General features: G+C 74.0%; 16 protein-coding genes. 7 read left to right on the forward strand and 9 right to left on the reverse strand.

Annotated elements, in window-relative coordinates:
- Position 1 precedes the first annotated feature (1 nt).
- From GA0070624_RS02545 to GA0070624_RS02560, 4 genes are read left to right on the forward strand one after another with little or no spacing between them, the layout of a single operon-like run.
- A complete protein-coding gene (locus tag GA0070624_RS02545; RefSeq protein ID WP_091336298.1) occupies positions 2–1,939 on the forward strand; it encodes an MraY family glycosyltransferase in 1,938 nt (645 codons plus the stop codon).
- On the forward strand, positions 1,936–2,493 hold the full coding sequence (locus tag GA0070624_RS02550; RefSeq protein ID WP_091336299.1) for a hypothetical protein: 558 nt from the start codon (positions 1,936–1,938) through the stop codon (positions 2,491–2,493). Before GA0070624_RS02545 ends, GA0070624_RS02550 begins: the two co-directional genes overlap by 4 nt.
- A 5-nt stretch (positions 2,494–2,498) precedes the next feature.
- Positions 2,499–3,674, forward strand: a complete 1,176-nt coding sequence (locus GA0070624_RS02555; protein ID WP_245719112.1) for a M23 family metallopeptidase — start codon at positions 2,499–2,501, stop codon at positions 3,672–3,674.
- Between the two features lie 13 nt (positions 3,675–3,687).
- Positions 3,688–4,290, forward strand: coding sequence for a hypothetical protein (locus GA0070624_RS02560; protein ID WP_091336303.1), 603 nt, complete (start codon positions 3,688–3,690; stop codon positions 4,288–4,290).
- 4 nt (positions 4,291–4,294) lie between these two features.
- On the opposite strand, the gene GA0070624_RS02565 is transcribed toward GA0070624_RS02560, so the two are convergent.
- The gene (locus GA0070624_RS02565) at positions 4,295–4,852 is read right to left on the reverse strand and encodes a hypothetical protein (protein WP_091336305.1); all 558 of its coding nucleotides are present in this window, start codon (positions 4,850–4,852) and stop codon (positions 4,295–4,297) included.
- Positions 4,853–5,076: 224 nt separating this feature from the next.
- Here GA0070624_RS02565 and GA0070624_RS02570 point away from each other — a divergent pair, with 224 nt between their 5' ends.
- Positions 5,077–7,623 (forward strand): FtsK/SpoIIIE domain-containing protein, encoded by a 2,547-nt coding sequence (locus GA0070624_RS02570; RefSeq protein ID WP_091336307.1) that lies wholly within the window; start codon positions 5,077–5,079, stop codon positions 7,621–7,623.
- Positions 7,617–8,339, forward strand: a complete 723-nt coding sequence (locus tag GA0070624_RS02575; RefSeq protein WP_245718630.1) for a hypothetical protein — start codon at positions 7,617–7,619, stop codon at positions 8,337–8,339. The genes GA0070624_RS02570 and GA0070624_RS02575 overlap by 7 nt, the downstream gene beginning before the upstream one ends.
- A 5-nt stretch (positions 8,340–8,344) precedes the next feature.
- Here the strand turns inward: GA0070624_RS02575 and folE are convergent, their stop codons facing one another.
- From folE to GA0070624_RS34535, 4 genes are all read right to left on the reverse strand, one after another.
- Entirely contained in the window at positions 8,345–9,010 is a 666-nt protein-coding gene (folE, locus tag GA0070624_RS02580; protein ID WP_091336309.1) for a GTP cyclohydrolase I FolE, read from the reverse strand.
- A gap of 35 nt (positions 9,011–9,045) precedes the next feature.
- Entirely contained in the window at positions 9,046–11,052 is a 2,007-nt protein-coding gene (gene ftsH / locus GA0070624_RS02585) for an ATP-dependent zinc metalloprotease FtsH (protein ID WP_091336310.1), read from the reverse strand.
- A 394-nt stretch (positions 11,053–11,446) separates the two neighbouring features.
- Complete coding sequence (gene hpt / locus GA0070624_RS02590; RefSeq protein WP_091336313.1) at positions 11,447–12,022, reverse strand: hypoxanthine phosphoribosyltransferase; 576 nt, start codon at positions 12,020–12,022, stop codon at positions 11,447–11,449.
- Between the two features lie 99 nt (positions 12,023–12,121).
- Positions 12,122–12,259 carry a hypothetical protein gene (locus GA0070624_RS34535; RefSeq protein ID WP_176731565.1) on the reverse strand — a complete coding sequence of 46 codons (138 nt, stop codon included), beginning with the start codon at positions 12,257–12,259 and terminating at the stop codon, positions 12,122–12,124.
- A 150-nt stretch (positions 12,260–12,409) separates the two neighbouring features.
- On the opposite strand from GA0070624_RS34535, the gene GA0070624_RS02600 reads away from it, so the two are divergent.
- Entirely contained in the window at positions 12,410–13,369 is a 960-nt protein-coding gene (locus GA0070624_RS02600; protein WP_091336317.1) for a GlxA family transcriptional regulator, read from the forward strand.
- On the opposite strand, the gene GA0070624_RS02605 is transcribed toward GA0070624_RS02600, so the two are convergent.
- From GA0070624_RS02605 to dacB, 4 genes are all read right to left on the reverse strand, one after another.
- The gene (locus GA0070624_RS02605; RefSeq protein ID WP_091336319.1) at positions 13,370–15,004 is read right to left on the reverse strand and encodes a gamma-glutamyltransferase family protein; all 1,635 of its coding nucleotides are present in this window, start codon (positions 15,002–15,004) and stop codon (positions 13,370–13,372) included.
- 243 nt (positions 15,005–15,247) lie between these two features.
- On the reverse strand, positions 15,248–16,240 hold the full coding sequence (tilS, locus tag GA0070624_RS02610) for a tRNA lysidine(34) synthetase TilS (RefSeq protein WP_091336321.1): 993 nt from the start codon (positions 16,238–16,240) through the stop codon (positions 15,248–15,250).
- Between the two features lie 10 nt (positions 16,241–16,250).
- Positions 16,251–17,318, reverse strand: coding sequence for a zinc-dependent metalloprotease (locus tag GA0070624_RS02615; RefSeq protein ID WP_091336323.1), 1,068 nt, complete (start codon positions 17,316–17,318; stop codon positions 16,251–16,253).
- Between the two features lie 77 nt (positions 17,319–17,395).
- Positions 17,396–18,823, reverse strand: a complete 1,428-nt coding sequence (dacB, locus tag GA0070624_RS02620) for a D-alanyl-D-alanine carboxypeptidase/D-alanyl-D-alanine endopeptidase (protein ID WP_425413533.1) — start codon at positions 18,821–18,823, stop codon at positions 17,396–17,398.
- Positions 18,824–19,432 lie beyond the last annotated feature (609 nt).

Raw genomic sequence — 19,432 nt, forward strand, 5'->3', positions numbered from 1 at the left:
CATGGCGACCGCCCGGGCACGGATCGCCGCGCTCCTCCTCGCGCTCGGCTTACTCGCCGCGGCCACCGTCGCCTGGCCGGTGATCGGGGCGGCACCGGCGTCCGCCGCGCCACCGGCAGCGCAGGCCCGGGCCGAGCTGTGCAGCACCAAGGAGTGGCAGGCCGACTTCCGCGCCTGTGTCGCGAAGCTCAAGGAGATCAGCCAGGACCAGGTCGAGTGCCGGAACGCGCCGGTTCCCGGTGCGCCGGACTCCGGGCTGGCCGGCTGGTTCGCCTCCCGCCCGGACTCCGCCAAGCTGCCCGGCCCGAAGGGCCTCTACAGCGACTACGGCTACGCGGGTTACAGCTACACGACGTACGACGTGGACGGCGGGTGCGCGTCGTCCGTGCTCCACCCGGACTACCGGTTCACCACCATGGTCGCCAACGGGGAATTCATGTTCGCCAACGCGGTGATCGGCGCCTCGAACGCGTTGCGCGAGCGGGCCTGGGATCCCCGCTCGATGTGGGGCTGGGCGGACCCGCTGGTGGAGCAGGCCACCAAGGCCGTCTACCAGAAGGTGTTCAGCGTCTTCGGCACCATCACGCTCTGCGTGGTCGGGCTCTACCTGCTCTGGCGCTCCCGCCAGTCGGACATGAGCAACGCGATGACGACGGCGGGCTGGGCGCTGCTCGTGATGGTGGCGGTGACCGCCCTCGCCGCCTGGCCGGTGAAGTCGGCGAACATCGCCGACAACACGCTGATCACCACGCTCGGCGTCGTGCACGACGCCGTCGGCCCGGCCTCCCGGGACATCCCCGCCGACAAGTGCGCGCTCCCGAACCCGGACGCCTGTGTCGACAAGCGTCCCCCGGCGGTCCGGGCCAGCGACACGGCCACCGAGACCATGCTCTACCGCAACTGGCTGCGCGGAGTGCTCGGCTCCGCCGACAGCGAGACCGCGAAGAAGTACGGGCCGGCGCTCTACGACGCCAAGTCGCTCTCCTGGGAGGAGGCGGAGAAGCTCCGTCAGAACCCGGCGACGCGCGAGGCGACCATCAAGGCCAAGCAACAGCAGTGGGCCCGGGTCGCCGAGCAGATCAAGTCGGAGGACCCGGAGGCGTACGAGTACCTGCAGGGAGTCCGGGACATGGACCGGATCGGCGCCGGCTTCATCGCGGTGCTGGCCTCGCTGCTCTTCGCGATGTTCGACCTGACCGCCTCGCTGCTGGTCCTGCTGGGCTTCCTGATCTTCCGCTGGGCGGTGATCGCGGCACCGATCCTTGGCACGGTCGGGCTGCTGCGTCCGGCCAGCGCCGGGCTCCGCCGGCTGGCCAACGCGGTGGTCGCAGCGGTCTTCAACATCGCCATCTTCGGCACCGGCGCGGCCATCTACCTCTTCGCGGTCGACCTCATCATGAACACGCCCACCCTGCCCGGCTGGCTCCAGGTGGTGCTGGTCTGGCTCTGCGGTGTGGTGGGCTGGCTGCTGCTCCGCCCCTACCGGCGGATCACCCAACTCGGCGGCAAGGACAGCAGCGAGGCGATCAGCTCGGCCGGCTCCTGGCACCGCCGGTTCTTCCGGGACATGCGGATCGCCGCCCGCCTGGACGTGGTCGAGCCCGGGGGCACCGTCGAGCCGGCCATCGCCCGCCGACGTGGCCCGGCGCTCGAGCAGAGCAGCCTGCGGCCGGAGGCCCGGCACGAGGACCCGTCGCACACCGGCTCAAGGACCGATCGGCAACGGACGGACGGACGCGAGCGCGCGGACGAGGCACCGGCAGCCGAGCAGCAGCCGGGCAGCCGGACCACCGCGCCACGTCCCCGACGTCGGCAGCCCGCCAACTGGGCGGAACCGGACGTTCCCGAGGAGGCTCCCTCCTTCGCCATCTATCGCCCTGACTCGGCCGAGCGCGCCCCGGCGAACCCGAACCCCCGGGTGCGCTCAGAGGCGCGGTGAGGACGATGCGACGGGGGGTGGAGTTCCTGGTCACCCGGGTGCTGCGGTCCCGACTCGGCATCGCGGTCGCGATCGCCATCGTGGTCTTCGGCGTGATCGGAGCGGCCCGTCTGGTCTCCGGCCAGAGCGACCCGGCATCGGGCCTCAGCAGTCGGCCGCGCGAGCCGATCACCACGGTCGACCCCGAGGCCGGTGACGACGGCGTCCTGGCGACGGCTGCGCCGCCCTCGCCGAAGACCCGGCCGGGCGAGCCGACCCCCGAGCAGGCCGCGGGCCGGTTCACCACCGCGTGGCTGGCCGGCCCGGGCAGCACCGGCGACGAGTGGCACGGCCGCCTGCGGCCCCTTTCGACGTCCGCGCTGACCGAGAAGCTGACCGGTGCGGACCCGGAGAGCGTTCCGGCCCGGCGAATGACGGGTCAGGTCACCCTCCGACCCCGGACCGCGTCCTTCGTGGAGGCCCTGATCCCGCTGGACAACGGCCGGCTGCGGCTCGAACTGGTGGCCCCCGACGGCCGATGGCTGGTGGACGCGGTGGACTGGGAGCGGCAGTGAGCGAGCTGACCCGGGACGCCGGTTCCCCGGGACGCCGCCGGAAGTTGCGGGTCGGCGTGCTGGCCGCCGCGCTGACGACGATCCTCACCCTGCTCTGTTGCGTCGGCGGCGCCGCGGCGTTCTTCCTCACCGAGCTGGCCGGCGACGAGAAGGACGGCATGACCGCCGGTCTGGCCTGCGACCCGGCACACCCGGTCAGCATCACCGGCGACATGCCGCGCTTCACCGAGTACGGCGAGGGTCAGCTGCGCAACGCCGCCATCATCGTCAAGGTCGGCCAGGACATGAAGGTGCCGGCCCGGGGATGGGTGATCGCCCTGGCCACCGCGATGCAGGAGTCCGCCCTGCGCAACCTGGCCAACAGCACCGTGCCGGCCTCCCTGGCGCTGCCCCACGAGGGCGTCGGCTCCGACCACGACTCGCTGGGGCTGTTCCAGCAGCGGCCCGGCTGGGGCAGCGTCGAGCAGCGGATGACGCCCTCCTACACGGCCCGCAAGTTCTACGAGAAGATGGTCAAGGTGCCGGACTGGGAGCGCCGCCCGTTGACCGTGGTGGCACAGCGGGTACAGGTCAGCGCCTTCCCGGACGCCTACGCGAAGCACGAGGAGCTGGCCAGCCGGATCGTCGACGCGCTGGCCGGCGGCGCCGCGCGGACCGTGCAGATCGCCGGGCGGGCGGTCTGCGACGCCGCTTCCGGCAGTCGGATCGCCGCGTCCGGTTGGACCGCTCCGGTCCCGGGTGGGGTCGGCTCCGGATTCCGCACGGCAGACCGACCGAGCCACCACGGCGTGGACATCGCGGCACCGAAGCGGGTCACCCAGATCCACGCCGCCTCGACCGGGCGGGTGCTGGTCGCCCGCTGTGATCCGGACCACTCCGGACGACGCGACTGCGACGTCGACGGCTACCCGGGCAAGGGCGGCTGCGGCTGGTTCGTGGACATCCTGCACGCCGGCGGCTACATCACCCGCTACTGCCACATGGTCGATCGTCCCCTCGTGGTCCCCGGCCAGTTGGTGCAGGCCGGTGAGGTGATCGGCCTGGTCGGCAGCAGCGGCAACTCGTCCGGCCCGCACCTGCACTTCGAGGTGCACATCGACGGCGACCGGTCCAGCCGGGGCGCGATCAACCCGGTGCCGTTCATGCGCGATCGCGGCGCTCCGCTGGACGGCACCACGTGAGGATCGCGGACGGATGACCGGCCCGCTGCCCGATCCCTTCGCGGACCAGCCCGACTGGGCTCCGCTGCCGCCCCGACCGATCGAGATCGTGCCCGCCACCGGCCGGATCGAGCTGCGCGGGCGCCGGGTGCTGGTCGGACTGCCCGGCCTCGGCTGGCGGGGCGACCTGCGCGCCGACGAGCGGGTGGTGCAGGGCAGCCGGACCTACGTGCCGGTCATCCCGGAGCACGAGTGGTACCGCGCCGAGTCCGAGCAGGTGGAGGTCTTCGCTCCGCTGGTACCGGTGGAGCGGGTCTGGGTGGAAACGGTCGGTGAACGCCGGCCGGCAGCGGCTCGGTCGCCCCAGTCCGGTGTCCGGCTGGTCTCGCTCGACGCCCCGACCCACCGCGAGCCGACCCCGGTCTTCGAGGCCGACACGGTGACCGGCCGGCGGGTGGTGCACGTCGCCGAGTCGGTCGAGCAGCGCGACCTCCGCGCGGTGACCGAGACCTACGCCAGTGCCGACGGGGACATCTGTGTCCGGGTGACCTCCGAGCTGGAGTGGTACCGCTGGGCCTGGCGCGGCCAGACTCTCACCACTTTGGAGGTACCGGTCCACCTGCTCTGGATCGAGTGAGGGCTCAGCCGGTCGGTTTTCCTTCACAGACTCGCCAGTCGTCACCGAGCCGGGCTACGAAGCTCCACCCCTGCCGGTCGCTCTGCGAAATTCCGTCCACGAGGGCGGAGATGATGAGGTCGACCTCGACGTCAGCGACGTCGCCGTGGCGCTGCACGGTCAGGCTGCCCCAGCTCACCGAGATCGTCGTCCCGAACCGCTTCTCACGGGCCACCAGATCGTCTCGGAGGCTGCGGACCGCGCCGAGATCAGCCCCGGCTTCGCAGGCGAACTCGTTCGCCTTGGTGTCGTTGCGGTCCACCAGAAAGGCGCGGAGGTAGTTGTCCACCACCACGTCCGGGGCGCTGCGGTCGGGGGCGGTGGCGCGGTCGTACAGGACGTAGCCGACGACGGCGCCGCCGACACAGATCAGCGCGAGCACCCCGGCGACCATCGAGAGAACCGTACGCAGCCGGCGACGTGGACGCTCCGGCGCCGACACCGGCGCGGGCGACGCCAACTGGTCGGGCGGGGTCCGCTGCGCCGGTACGCGGGAGACCTGGGAACCGGCGGGGGGTTGCACTGATTCCACCCTCCGAGGCTATCGGTTGCACGCCTCGTACCCAATGGCCCGGATTCAGCGAGGGCCGCAGCGCCAGCAGGCAGGAGACCGCGGCCCGGCGAGTCTGGTCACCCACCGGTGCGTAAAGGCCGCGCAGCGCCGACCGACATCCCCGAGGAGTGCCCTCGGCTGGGATACCGTCTCTGCTCGGGAGGAGATGTCGGCCTCGGAAAGAGAGGTGGACGGTGGCCAGTCCGAAGGCGCGAGCCGGCCGGGCCGCCGCCCTGCACCGGCAGGCCGCTGCCGCGGCGTCCGCCGCGGCCGGCATCCTCGACGAGATCCGGCCCGCACCGGCCGACCACCACCGGCAGTACGAGCTGGCGGAACGGCTGCGCGCCGCCGCGGCGCTGGCCGCACCGGGCTGGTCCGGGGCTCCCCTGGAGACCCTGGCCGTGGCGACCCCGCCCGGTGACCACCCGCCACCCCTCGTCCGGGTCGGCACCGCCGCGCCGTTGGACGACGCCCGGTTTCCGGCCCTGGTGCCGCTGGTCGGCAGCGGTCACCTGAGCATCGACACCGACGCCACCGATCCCCGGGTGGCCGGGCTGCTCCGGGCCGTCCTGCTGCGGCTGCTCGCCGCCGCACCGGCCGGCTCGCTGCTGGTCCGCGCGGTGGACGCCAGCGCCGACGCAAACCCCGGCACCGGGCTGGCCAGCGGGACCTTCGCGGGGTTCGCGGCACTGGCCGACGCGGGACTGCTGCCCCCACCGGCGACCGACGTGGCGGGGCTGCGCGCGGTCCTCGGCGAGGCCGAGCAGTGGGTGGCCGCCGGCACCGCCCGGCAGCGCGGGCAGGACCGGACGCTGCTGCTCGTGGTGGCCGCGCTTCCCGCCGGCGCCGGCCCGACCGACCTCGGCCGGCTCGAGGAGCTGGCCGCGCAGGGCCACCGGGCGGGCCTGCACCTCGTGGTGGCCGGCTGGCCGCCCGCCACCCGGCCCGCCCTGCCCCAGGCCACCACCGTCGCCGTGCGCAACGCGTACGCGCTGGTCGGGGATCCGCCGGGCGGCGCGTTCAGCAGCCCGGGCACCGAGGCGCCCGGGGGCCTCAACTCTCCGGTCTTCGTGGACGAGGACCCGCCGGCCGAGCTGGTAGCGGGGGTCTGTCGCCGGCTGGCCCGGCAGATCGAGGACCGTTCCCGGCTGTCGCTGACCGACCTGCTGCCCAGCGGCGCGCTGTGGCGGTCCGGCTCCGTGGACGGGCTCTCCACGATGGTCGGGGACGCCGCCGGCCGGCCGGTCAGCCTCGGCTTCACCGAGCTGACCCCGCACTGGCTGCTCAGCGGCCGTTCGGGCGCCGGCCGCTCGGCGTTCCTGACCAACGTGCTCTTCGGGCTGGCCGCCCGGTACGGCCCCGACGAGCTGACCCTGTACCTGGCCGACCTCGGCGAGGGCGAGTCCTTCGTGGACTTTCTGCAGACCGAGCGGGACCGCTCGTGGGTGCCGCAGGTCCGGGCCGCCGGGATGGCGGCCGACCGGGAGTACGTGGCGGACCTCATCGGTCAGCTGGAGGCGGAGCTGCACCGCCGGGAGGAGGCGGGCCGACGGGCGGGCGGGCAGCGCTACGCCGAGCTGCGCCAGCACCAGTCCCTGCCGCGGATCGTCTGCGTCATCGACAACTTTTCCCTGCTGCTGCGGGAGCGGGACCGGCTGGCCATCGACCTCCTGGCCCGGCTGGACGCGCTGGCCCGCGCCGCCCGGGCGTACGGCATCCACCTGGTCCTGGCCGGCGAGGGTGATCTCGGCACCGGCGGCCCGCGGGACCCGCTGCTCGGCCAGTTCCCGGTGCGGGTCGCGCTGCCCGGCGGATCGGCGGTGCTGGAGCCGACCAACGACGCGGCCGCCGGGCTGCCGGTCGGGAGCGCGGTGGTGAACACCGCCGGCGGCCTCGGCGGGCCGCGGGGTGCCACCCGAGGGCACGAGCGGATGATCCGCTTCCCGGACCCGCACGAGGATCCGGACACCCTCGCCGAGCTGCGGCACCGACTCTGGAGCGCCCGGCCGGAGGGCACCACCCCGCCGATCGTCTTCGCCGGGTACGCCCAACCGCTGCTCGCCAACGACCCGCACTACCGGGCCGCGCTGGCTGGCCGGGCGCGTGGCCCGGCCGCGCTGCTCGGCCGGGCGGTGGACGTCCGCCGCTCCACGGTGGCGGTGCCGCTCGGCCCGGCCGCTGGCCGGAACCTCGCCGTGCTCGGCCGCGACGAGGAGGCGGCGCGACTGCTGGTGACCGCCGCCCGGAGCACCGCCGCGCACCACCCGTCCGCCCGATTCCTGCTGGCGCCGCTGGCCGACGGGTCGGCGGAACCGGCCGAGGCGCTGGCCGCGGAACTCGCCGAGCAGCATCAGGTGGAGATCGTCGACGTCGCCGGGCTGCGCGCCGCGATGGACGCGGTCGAGCCGGGCTACCTGGTGGTGTTCGGGCTGGACGTGCCGGACCAGGCGGAGCTGCCGGCCGAGGGACTACGTTCGTTGCTGCTGGAGGGCCCGCCGGCGGGGCTGCACCTGCTCGGCTGGTGGCGCTCGGTGGGGCCGCTGGCCGGGCTGCTCGGACCCGAGGGCGAGGTGGACAAACTGACCGCCGTGGTGGCGACGGACGTGCCGGGCACCCGGTTGGAGTCACTCTTCGACCGGCCGGTGCGGTGGCGGCCGCGCGCCCATCGGGCGGTGCTCTGGGACGGCCCGGGCGAACCGGGGACGGTGCTGGTGCCGTTCGGGGAGGAGGCGGCGTGGTGAACGAGACCGGTCCCGCCGTACCCGCCCCCCGGTCGGGCCATCCGCCGGCCGACAGCGGCGGGGTTGACCCGGCCGACCCCGTCGGGGCGGCCTGGGCGGACTACGTCGCCGCCGCCCGGCAGCTCGACGGGGTACGCCGGGCCGCGGCGACCGCCGCGAGCGAGCAGGCCCGCTTTGTGCAGGCCGCCCGGGAGGAGCTGAGCGTCGTCCGGGCCCGCCTGGCGCCGCAGCAGTCGCAGCTGCGCGAGCTCGGCGTACCCGCGATCTCGCTGGTGCCGACGCCGCCGGAGCTGACCGAGGCGTCCCGGACGATGGCCCCCGGACCGGCGGCGGTGCTGGCGTCCCTCCAGGCCGCCCGCCGGTGGGTGGACGCCGCGGACGACACGCTGTCCGCGCGGGGCCTGCCCCGGATGGCCCGCTGGCCGTCCCGGCCCCGCAACCTGCTGGTGTACGGGGCCCTGGCGCTGGTGGTCCCGCTGATCCAGCTGGCGGTCTACCTGGCCACCGGCACCGGTCCGGCGACCGCCCTCGCGCTGCTGGTCGGGCTGCCGATGCCGGCGGTCGCCTTCATGACGGGCTGGCTGGCGGTCGGGCGGCTGTTCCGGCCTCGGCCGGAGGACCGGGTGGACCGGACCCCCCGGTTCGGCGCGCTGGTCTGCCTGGTCCCGGCGGTGGCGACGACCGCCGGGATCGTCCTGGCGATGCTGGCGGGGTGACCCGGTCAGCGGGGGATGATCAGAGCCATCGCCTCGGCGCGCGACTTGGCGTCGTACTGAAGGGTGCCCCGCACCGCCGAGGTGATGGTCTTGGCGCCGGTCTTCTGGATGCCGCGCATCGCCATGCACATGTGCTCGCACTCCAGCACCACGACCACCCCGCGCGGTGCCAGCTTGCTCATCAACAGATCGGCGATCTGCGAGGTGAGCCGCTCCTGCACCTGCGGACGGCGGGCGAAGACCTCGACCAGCCGGGCCAGCTTGGACAGACCGGTGATCCGCCCGTCCGGGCCGGGGATGTAGCCGATGTGGGCGCTGCCCCGGAACGGGAGCAGGTGGTGCTCGCAAAGGCTCATCACGTCGATGTCCCGGACGAGCACCAGCTCCTCGTGGCTGGCCTCGAAGGTGGTGCTGAGCACCTGCGCCGGGTCGACCCGCAGGCCGGCGAAGAGCTCGGCGTACGCGCGCGCGACCCGGGCCGGCGTCTGCTGGAGACCGTCGCGGTCCGGGTCCTCGCCGACCGCGATCAGGATCTCGCGGACCGCTTTCTCGATCCGGCCGAGGTCCACCGTCTCCTCGATCGGCCGTCCGGTGAGCTTGCCGCTGATCAGCCGAGCGGCGACATGGTCCAGCCCGTCCTCACCGTCGGGCTCGGTCGCGGAGACGGCCAGCTCCCGGTCCCGGGAGCTGGCCGTCGGCTCGCTGCTCAGTGCGCACCGTCCGAGCTGTTCGGGCCGCCGCTGACCGAGGCGCCGTCGGCCTCGGCCTGCGCCTTGAGCGCCTCCTTCTCGGCCGGGGTGAGGACCGGCGGCTCGGTGGAGGGCTGGCGCTTGCCGAAGCCGTTGTACGGAGCCATCGGCGGACGCTTCGCCACCCGGGCGCAGATCCGGGCCATGTCGGCGGTGGAGAGGGTCTCCTTCTCGATCAGCTCGAGCACGATGTTGTCCAGGACATCCCGGTACTCCACCAGGATCTCCCAGGCCTCGTCGTGGGCCAGCTCGATCAGCGCCCGCATCTCGGCGTCGATCTCGGCGGCCACCGCGTCGGAGTAGTCCCGCTCGTGGCCCATGTTGCGGCCGAGGAACGGCTCGTCGCCGCTGGTGCCGTACTTGATCGCACCGAGCTTGGAGCTCATGCCGTACTGGGTGATCATCGCGCGGGCCAGCTGGGTGGCCTTCTCGATGTCGTTGCCGGCGCCGGTGGTCGGCTCGTGGAAGACCAGCTCCTCGGCCGCCCGGCCGCCCAGCGCGTACGCCAGGGTGTCGACCATCTCGGCGCGGGTCTGGGTGTACTTGTCCTCGGTCGGCAGGACCAGGGTGTGGCCCAGCGAGCGACCGCGGGACAGGATCGTCACCTTGTGCACCGGCGCGGCGTGCGGCAGCGCCCAGGCGACCAGCGCGTGCCCACCCTCGTGGTACGCGGTGATCTTCTTCTCCTGGTCGCTCATCACCCGGGTCCGACGCTGCGGACCGGCGATCACCCGGTCGATCGACTCCTCCAGGGAGTCGTTGGTGATCGCCCGCTGGTTCTTGCGGGCGGTGAGCAGCGCGGCCTCGTTGATCACGTTGGCCAGGTCGGCGCCGCTGAAGCCCGGGGTACGCCGGGCGACCGAGTCGAGGTCGACGTCGGGCGTGAACGGCTTGCCCTTGGCGTGCACCCGCAGGATCGCCTTGCGGCCCTCCATGTCGGGAGCGTCCACCGGGATCTGCCGGTCGAAGCGGCCCGGGCGCAGCAGCGCCGGGTCGAGGATGTCCGGCCGGTTGGTGGCGGCGATCAGGATCACGCCGCCCTTGGTGTCGAAGCCGTCCATCTCGACGAGGAGCTGGTTGAGGGTCTGCTCCCGCTCGTCGTGGCCGCCGCCCATGCCGGCGCCGCGGTGCCGGCCGACGGCGTCGATCTCGTCGACGAAGACGATCGCCGGGGCGTTCGACTTGGCCTGCTCGAACAGGTCGCGGACCCGGCTGGCGCCGACACCGACGAACATCTCGACGAAGTCCGAACCGGAGATCGAGTAGAACGGCACGCCGGCCTCACCGGCGACCGCGCGGGCGAGCAGGGTCTTACCGGTACCGGGCGGGCCGAAGAGCAGCACGCCCTTTGGGATCTTGGCGCCGAGGGCCTGGTACTTCGCCGGGTTCTGCAGGAAGTCCTTGATCTCCTGCAGCTCCTCGACGGCCTCGTCGGCCCCGGCCACGTCCGCGAAGGTCGTCTTCGGCGTGTCCTTGGTGATCATCTTGGCCTTGGACTTGCCGAAGTTGAGCACCCGGGAGCCGCCGCCCTGCATCTGCGACATGAAGAAGAGCAGCAGGAGCACGAGGAGCGCGATCGGCAGGAGGTTGACCAGCAGGCTGACCCAGACGCTGTCCGTGGAGACCTTGGCATCGACCGGGCCGGTGACCCGGTTGGCAGCCTTGGCGTCCAGGACGTCCTTCCAGACCTGGCTGCCCACCTCGTACGGGAACTGGGCCTCGATCCGGTCGGTGCTGGTGTCACCGAACTTGGTCTTCTGTGCCAGGTCGAGCTGGAGCGTCTGCTCCTTGTCCTGGAAGACGACCTTGTTGATCTTCGAAGTGTGGAGCTGGTCCAGCGCCACCGAGGTGTCCACCCGGTGGTAGCTGGGACTAGCGGTGAAGACTTGACTGAGCACAACGGCGCCGAGGATGACCAGGATGATCCAGACCACCGGTCGGCGGAAGAAACGCGTACGTTCCATACTGTTGTCGGGCATCGAGACGCCCGCATCCTCCTGATCGACGTCCTGACCGTCTGAATGATGTTGCCGCCTCGGGCGGCGGCCGGAGCCGCCGTGCGGGCCGGCCTCGACCCCGAAGCGCGCAAACTGCCGCGCCGCGGTCATTCGACGGTACACCGTGCATGCCAGATCTGAGCTTGTGAGCCCTGCTGTTACGCGCACGGCGAACCGGGGTTCAGCCGGCGTGGCGGGAGCTCCTCACCCGGCCACCCGACCGCCCGGTCCAGCGGTTCGAGGGGTCGGGCGCGGAGGTTGCCTCCACGCCACCGACACCTACGGTAGTCCGATCAGCTGAGAGTCCGCTGAACGTCCGCTTGACGAGGGCCGATAAGAGCAGGTCGATGGCGCCTAGGCCTCAGGCGCGGGCGTAGACCTCGGGCTTGAGCACGCCGACGTAGGGCAGCTCGCGGTAGCGCTCGCCGAAGTCGAGGCCGTAGCCGACGACGAACTCGGTCGGGATGTCGAAGCCGACGTACTTGACCGGGACCGGCACCTTGATCGCGTCCGGCTTGCGGAACAGGGCGACCACCTCGACGCTCGCCGCGGACCGGGACTCCAGGTAGCGCAGCAGCCAGGAGAGGGTCAGCCCGGAGTCGACGATGTCCTCGACGACCACCACGTGCCGGCCGGCGATGTCCCGGTCCAGGTCCTTGAGGATCCGCACCACCCCGGAGGAGGTGGTGCCCTGGCCGTACGAGGAGACGGCCATGAACTCCAGCTCGGCGGGCGGACCCTGCCGGCCGAGCGCCCGGGCGAAGTCGGCCATGAACATCACCGCGCCCTTGAGCACGCAGACGAGCAGCAAACCGTCATCGACGTCGGCGTAGTCCGCCGAGACCTGCTTGGCCAGTTCCGCGGTCTTCTCGCGGATCTGCTCCTCAGAGATGATCACGTGGTCGATGTCGGCGTCGTACCAGGAGCCGTCAGCCATGCTCCTAGCCTGCCGTACGCCGGATGCGCTGCGTCGGCGGGGCCGCCCCTCTTGACGTGGTGTCGCCGGGGATATTCGGTGCGGCAGGGGCAAATCACCTCAGCAGGTGCCGGAGCGCCAGCGACGACCGTCGGTGGTCGGCTTCCAGTCGGCCGAGTCCCGGGTGTCGGCACCCAGCCCGGCCGCCGCGGCGACGGCGAGGACGAGCAGGAAGAGGAAGAGCAGCAGGAACTCCATGGCGGCGCTCGCTTTCGCGTGATTGGTGTCGGTTTCGCCGCCGGTGCGCACCGGACTGCGTCCAGTCTGCGCCCGTTCGAGACGCTCGGACAGTGGCAGTAATGCCACTGGGCATCGATTTTCTGCCGCCATCTCGGTTACCCTCGTCACATGCTGCGTTCCGTCGCCGTCGTCGCGCTGGATCAGGTCGCCGCGTTCGAGCTGGGGGTCCTCGCCGAGGTCTTCGGCACCGACCGGACGGCCGACGGTTTCCCCGGCTACCGCTTCGACGTCTGCACCGCCGACGGCGCGCCGGTACGCACCCGCTCCGGCTTCCTGCTCACCCCGCACGCCGACCTGACCCCGGTCGAGGACGCCGACCTGGTCGCCGTGCCAGCGCACGCCGAGGGGGCGACGGTCCCCGCCCCGGTGCTCGACGCGCTGCGCCGGGCCGCCGACCGGGGTGCGTGGCTGCTCAGCGTCTGCTCCGGCGCGTTCGTGCTGGGCGAGGCGGGGCTGCTCGACGGCCGTGACTGCACCACCCACTGGCGGTACGTCGACGAGCTGCAACGCCGGCACCCGGCGGCCCGGGTCCAGTGCAACTCGCTGTACGTGCAGGACGGGCGGCTGCTCACCAGCGCCGGCACCGCCGCCGGCATCGACGCCTGCCTGCACCTGGTCCGCCAGGAGCACGGCTCGGCCACGGCGACCCGGCTGGCCCGGCGGATGGTCGTCCCGCCGCACCGCGACGGCGGCCAGTCCCAGTACGTCGAGGCACCGATCCCGAAGGCGCCGGAGGCTCCGACGCTCGAGCCGGTGCTGGAATGGCTGATGGGTCACCTGGACCGGTCGGTGACGGTGGACGAGTTGGCGGCCCGGGCCGGCATGGCACCGCGTACCTTCGCCCGCCGGTTCCGCGCCGAGACCGGCACCACCCCACACGACTGGCTGACCAACCAGCGGGTGCTGCTGGCCCGGCGGCTGCTGGAGGAGACCCGGCTCAGCGTGGACACCGTCGCCGACCGGGCCGGCTTCGGCGACGCGGCGGCGCTGCGGCACCACTTCACCCGCCGGGTCGGCACCACTCCGCACGCCTACCGGACGACCTTCCGGGAACGCGCCGAGGTCTGATCACCAGCCGACCATCGCGCCGTCGACTCGGGACTCCGAGCCGGCCACGTAGCCGCCGTCGGGGTGGCGCCAGATCGCCTGGCCGTACCCGAAGGCGGCCGGGTCCTCGGCGACGGTGATCTGGTGCCCCCGGGCCTGCAGCGCCGCGACCAGGTCATGGTCCGCCGCGAGCTCCGGCTCCACCAGCACCGACCGCCCGGCGTGCCAGTACCAACGGGGGGTGTCCAGCGCGGCCTGCGGGTCCCGCCCGGCGTCCAGCGTGGCGGAGACGAGCTGCAGCTGCCCCTGCGGCTGCATGTGTCCGCCCATCACACCGAACGGGCCGACCGGCTCGCCGTCCCGGGTCAGGAAGCCCGGGATGATGGTGTGGAAGGGGCGCTTGGCCGGCCCGACCGCGTTGGGGTGCGCCGGGTCCAGGCGGAAGCCGGTGCCCCGGTTCTGCAGCGCGAAGCCGTGCCCGGGCAGCACCACGTGCGAGCCGAAGGCCAGGTAGGTGGACTGGATCAGGCTGACCATCATCCCGCCGGCGTCGGCGGTACAGAGATAGACCGTGCCGCCCCGCTCCGGCTCCCCGGCCACCGGGTCGCCGGCCCACGCGGTGACCAGGGCCCGCCGGCTCGCCGCGTACCCGGGGTCGAGCAGGGCCGCGGTCGGCACCTCCGCCCGCTCGGGGTCGGCGACGTACGCGTGCGCGTCGGCGAAGCCGAGCTTCATCGCCTCGATCTGCCAGTGCAGCCGCTCGTCCGCAGGAAGCGCGGCGAGGTCCACCCCGTCGAGGATGTTCAGCGCCAGCAGCGCGGCCACGCCCTGCCCGTTCGGGGGCAGTTCCCACACCTCGTGGCCCCGGTACCGGGCGCTCACCGGCGTCACCCAGGTGGAGGTGTGCCGGGCCAGGTCGTCGCCGGTGATCAGACCGCCGGTCCGGGCCGCGTGCGCGTCGAGCGCCACGGCGATCCGGCCCCGGTAGAAGTCCTCCGCGCCGGTCGCGGCGATCCGCCGCAGCGTCCCGGCCGCGTCCGGGTTGCGCCACCGCTCACCGGGGCGCGGCGCCCGCCCGCCCACGGTGAACACCGGGTCGAACTCGACGTACTCCTCCCCTCTCAGGGCGGCGTGCGCGGCGACCCCGCGGGCCCAGGTCGCGGCGGTCCCCGGCGCGACCGGGTAGCCGTGCTCGGCGTAGCCGATCGCGTCGGCGAAGAGGTCGGCGAACGGCAGCGAGCCGAACCGGTCGTGCAGGTCCCGCCAGCCGGCCGGCGCACCCGGCACGGTCACCGGCAGCCAGCCCCGGGCCGGCATGGCCGGGCCGGCCGCCTGCGCGCCGCCGAGCGCGTCGACCGGCTCCGCACCCCGCCGCTCGGTGGCGGCGAGCACCATCTCCCGGGTCAACGCCGCCGGGGACCGGCCCGAGGCGTTCAACCCGTGCAGCCGCTCGCCGTCCCAGACGATGGCGAAGAGGTCGCCGCCGATGTCGTTGGAGGGCGGCTGCACGACGGTCAGCGTGATCGCGGCGGCCAGCGCGGCGTCGACGGCGTTGCCGCCGCGCCGCAGCACGGCCAGGCCCGCGGCCGCCGCGAGCGGCTGGCTGGTCGCGACGGCGCCGTTCGGGGCGAAGAGCGGCTGTCGGGGGTACGCCATCCGCCATGTCTACCGCCTCCGGCGGCTCCCGGCGACCCGGTGGCGCCCCGCGCTCGACCGCCCACCATCGGCGGCAAGAGGCCTCCTGCCGCCCTTTGCTCTGCTGCACTCCACGCAACACCGGGCCACGTCCGGTGTTGCCTCCGCTGCAGCAGAGCAAAGCAGGCCCCAGAGGTACGGCGAGGTGCGCGGCCGGCCGCCGGGCCGCTCCACGGAGAGCCCTCGCCGCTGTGCCCAGGTGGGTCAGGCAGGATCGGCGGGGATGAGCCGGCGGTCGCGGCGGATCACGCCCAGCCGGCCCGGCAGATGGACCGCGCCCTGCCCGCGCCACGCGGTGACCAGGGCGTCCAGCGCGGCGACGTGCCGGTGCGACAGCGCGGCCGGCGATGCGCCCAGCTCCCGCGCCCAGGAGTGCAGCACCCGGGTCCGTAGCGCCGACGGCAACGCGGCCAGCGCCTCGACCGACAGCCCTCCCTCGGGTGACCGGGCCTCGGCGAGCGCGGCTGCGGCCAGATCATCGAGCGCGGCGGCGTCGGCCGCCACCAGCCGGGCGGTCCGGGCCAGGTTGTCCAGCACCCCGGGGCCGAGCGTCCGGACCAGCACCGGCAGCACGTCGGCCCGGACCCGGGCCCGGGCGTACGCCGGATCGACGTTGTGCGGGTCCTCCCACGGGCTGAGGCCCAGGGCGGCGCAGACCTTGCGGGTCTCCTCCCGGCTGACGTCGAGCAGCGGCCGCAGCAGCGGCACGCCCTCAAGTTCGCGGCGCTCCGGCATCCCGGCCAGGCCTCGCGGGCCGGCGCCCCGGGCCAGCGCGAGCAGCACCGTCTCGGCCTGGTCGTCCCGGGTGTGGCCGACCAGCAACGCGGCCGCGTGGTGTCGCCGGGCGGTGGCGATGAGCGCCTGGTAGCGCGCCTCGCGGGCGGCCGCCTCGGGGCCGCCGGGGCGACCGGCGACGGTCACCGGAACCACGTCGACCGGGTCGAGGCCGGCCCCGACGGCCCACGTCGCCACCGCCTCCGCGCGGTCGGCCGAGCCGGGTTGCAGGCCGTGGTCCACGGTCACCAGGCCGGCCCGCCGGCCCAGCCGGGGGGCGACGAAGGCGGTGGCGGCCGCCAGGGCGAGCGAGTCGGGGCCGCCGGAGCAGGCCACCAGCACCGGACCGTCCCCGGTCAGCCCGGCCAGCGCCCGGCGGACCGCGATCCGGACCGCGGCGATCGGCGGGGCGAGCGCGGCCACTGCGGCTCCCTCAGCCGGCGGTCGGGTTGGCGCCCGCCGGCCCGTGCACCCGGGCCACCCAGGCGTCCGGGTCGCCCAACTCGTCCAGGCGGGGCAGGGTCAGCGGGGAGCCGAAGATCCGGTTGAAGCCCTCCATGCCGACCCGGTCGACCACGCCGTGCACGAACTTGCGGCCCTCGGCGTACTGGCGCATCTTGACCTCGATGCCGAGCAGCCGGCGGATCGCCTTCTCCAGCGGGTTGCCGGACTCGCGGCGCCGGTTGAACGCCGCCCGGATCGACTCGACGCTCGGGATCACCTGCGGGCCGACGCCGTCCATGACGAACTCGGCGTGCCCTTCCAGCAGGGTCATCAGCGCGGTGAGCCGGTCGAGCACGGCGCGCTGCGCGGGGGTCTGCACGATGTCCAGGACGCTGGCCCGGCTCTCCGGGTCCTTCACCGCGTCGGAGAGGGTGGCCACCCCGCGCCGCAGCCGCTCCAGCAGGTGCTCGCCGCCCTGCGAGGCGTCGACGAACGCCTGCACCTCGCCGAGGAAGTACGCACGCATCCAGGGCACCGCGGTGAACTGGGTCCGGTGGGTCACCTCGTGCAGGCACACCCAGAGCCGGAAGTCGCGCGGGTTGGCCTGCAGCTTCCGCTCCACCTCGACGATGTTCGGCGCGACCAGCAGCAGCTGGCCGGGATCGCCGGAGAAGACCTCGTACTGGCCGAGCACCCGGCCGGAGAGGTAGGCCAGCACGGTGCCGGCCTGGACGCCGGTCAGCCGGGAGCCGATCGCCTCGGTCAGCGGGCCGGGCCGCTTGTCGCCGGAGAGCCGGCTCACCAGCGGGCTGATCACCTCGCGCAGCCCGACGATGTTGGCCGCCGCCCAGTCGCGGCGGTCCACCACCCGCACCGGCGGATGGGCCAGCTGCGAGCGCAGCCCGGTGTACTCGGCGACGTGCCCGGCCGCCTCCCCGGTCAGCCGCCGCAGCTCGGTGACGACGTCGGTGGCCTCGGCGTACGACACCCGAGGGCCCGACTTGCCCAGCGCCCCCGCGGTCGCGGCGGCCAGATCCCAGTCCACGAACTGCGCCATGCACCCACCGTACCCGCGCCGGAACAGGGCGGCCCGGGCCCGCGACGGGCGATCGACGCCGATCGCGCCCCCGAGGGTCAGCGGCAGCCGCAGCTCGCCAGGGCGGAGGTAATCCGGTCGAGGGCCTGGCGGGTGTCGTCGAGGGTGCCGGCCGGGGCCCGGTCGGTGAGCACGGCGAAGGTCAGCAGCCGCCCGTCGGCGGTGGTGACCAGCCCGGCGATCGCGTTGACCCCGGTCAACGTCCCGGTCTTGGCCCGGACCACGCCGGCTCCGGCCTTCGTCGCCGCCGCCCGGTAGCGGTCGTCCAGGGTGCCGGACCAGCCGCCGACCGGCAGACCGCCGAAGATCGCCGCCAGCTCCGGGTGGTTCCCGTTGCCGGCGAGGGTCAGCAGGTCGGTGAGCAGGGACGGGCTGATCCGGTTGGTCCGGGACAGCCCGCTGCCGTCAGCGAGGCTGATCTCGTCGGCCGGCAGACCCAGCTCGCCGATGACCGCGTCCGTCGCCGCCGCGCCGCCGGCGAAGGAGGCAGGCTTGTCCCGGGCCAGCGCCACCTGCCGGGCCAGCGCCTCGGCGATCACGTTGTCGCTGTCGCTGATCATGATGTCGACCAGCCGGACCATGGGCAACGACTCGACCTTGCCCAGCTCGGTCCCGGGAGCCGGCGCCCCGGCCGAGGCGCTGGCTGCGGTGGCGGCCGGGGCGGTGCCCCGCCGCACCGCCGCGTCCCCGGAAAGCCCGAGGAGCCGGGCGAACTGCCGGCCGGCGGTCAGGTCCGGTTGAGGGACCCGCTCGGCGGCACCGTGCGTGTCGTCGAAGCCCTTCCGGGCCTCCTCCGGGTCCCGCCGCGCGCCGTCGGTCATCAGCGCGGTGATCGCCGCGCCGAAGCCGCCGGTCGGGATGTCGGCGTCCCAGCCGGGCCCGTGGACCGGGCCGCTGAACAGGGACGAGTCGACGATCACCGTGGTCGGCGCCGTGTCACCCAGCGCCTTGCGGACCTGGGCGGCCAGGTTGTCCAGGCGGGCCGCGCCCGGGTAGAAGCCCTTCCCGTCCACCGCCAGCGTCGGGTCGCCGCCGGCGACGATGACGACCTCGCCGGGGTTCGCGCCGGCCACCGCGCGGGTGGGGATCCGGTACGCCGGACCCCGGGCGGAGAGCACCGTGACGGCGGTGGCCAGCTTGGTCACCGAGGCGGGCACGGTCGGGGTGTCCTGTCCGCTGCCGTAGAGCGCGGTGCCGGTGCTCACGTCGGCCACCGACACGTTCACCCGCTCGCCGAGGGCAGCCGCGCGGACCAGCGGTTCGAGCGCCGCGCGGACCCCGTCGGGGGCCGGCGCCGGCGCGTTGGGGTCCGGACCGGCGAGCACCGCCGGCGGGTCGGGCTCGGCCGGCTGCCCGCTGGTCGCCGGCCCGGCGGTCTCGTCGCCCAGCCAGCCGGCCAGCGGTCCGGGACGCACGACGACCAGCCCGATGCCGCCCAGCACGACGAGCAGCACCGTGGCGAGCACCGCCACCAGCCGCGGCCGCCGCCGCGGGGCGGGCGGGGGTGGGCCGAACTCGGGGCCCGGGCCGGACGGCGGGACAGCCGGGCTGACCGGCCCGGCGAATGCGTTGTCGTCCGGCCGGCGCACCGGATCGCCGCCCACCTGCTGCGGCTCGCCGCGGCCCACCGGACCGGACTGCTCCGGGCTCGCCCGGCCCACCGGCCTGGAGCCGTGGTGCGGTGGCTGAGTCCAGCCGCCCGGCTCGGGACCTGGATACTGCGGAGTCGCCCGACCCACGGGCGCGGAGCCGTACGACGGCGGATTCGCCCGGCCGATCGGGTCGGGGCCGTACTGCGGAGGGTTCGCCCGCCCCGTTGCCGCCGGGCCGGGCCACCGGCCCTGGTCGGCGGAGGCATCCGGGGTGCGGGGAAACTTCGCCTCGGGGATCGGGACGCGCCCCGTGGCACCTCCGGAACCGGGAGTCACGAACTTCCGCCCGTCAACCCCTTCGGGCCGGTAGTGTGAATCTTCCCTCCCCACGACCCCCTCCTCCCCCGCTGAAAAGCACCCTGGGTGACACTACTTCGGTCCGAACACTATGCGGCGAACCTGGCCGACGGGTGGGATTCACCC

The sequence above is a fragment of the Micromonospora rhizosphaerae genome (assembly GCF_900091465.1).
GTDB classification, from domain to species: domain Bacteria; phylum Actinomycetota; class Actinomycetes; order Mycobacteriales; family Micromonosporaceae; genus Micromonospora; species Micromonospora rhizosphaerae.

Excerpts from the sequence above, each read along its gene's own strand:
- GA0070624_RS02545 (WP_091336298.1), top strand. The coding sequence starts at position 2 with ATGGCGACCGCCCGGGCACGGATCGCCGCGCTCCTCCTCGCGCTCGGC.
- GA0070624_RS02560 (WP_091336303.1), top strand. The coding sequence starts at position 3,688 with ATGACCGGCCCGCTGCCCGATCCCTTCGCGGACCAGCCCGACTGGGCT.
- ftsH (WP_091336310.1), bottom strand. The coding sequence starts at position 11,052 with ATGGAACGTACGCGTTTCTTCCGCCGACCGGTGGTCTGGATCATCCTG.
- hpt (WP_091336313.1), bottom strand. The coding sequence starts at position 12,022 with ATGGCTGACGGCTCCTGGTACGACGCCGACATCGACCACGTGATCATC.
- GA0070624_RS34535 (WP_176731565.1), bottom strand. The coding sequence starts at position 12,259 with ATGGAGTTCCTGCTGCTCTTCCTCTTCCTGCTCGTCCTCGCCGTCGCC.
- GA0070624_RS02600 (WP_091336317.1), top strand. The coding sequence starts at position 12,410 with ATGCTGCGTTCCGTCGCCGTCGTCGCGCTGGATCAGGTCGCCGCGTTC.
- GA0070624_RS02605 (WP_091336319.1), bottom strand. The coding sequence starts at position 15,004 with ATGGCGTACCCCCGACAGCCGCTCTTCGCCCCGAACGGCGCCGTCGCG.
- GA0070624_RS02615 (WP_091336323.1), bottom strand. The coding sequence starts at position 17,318 with ATGGCGCAGTTCGTGGACTGGGATCTGGCCGCCGCGACCGCGGGGGCG.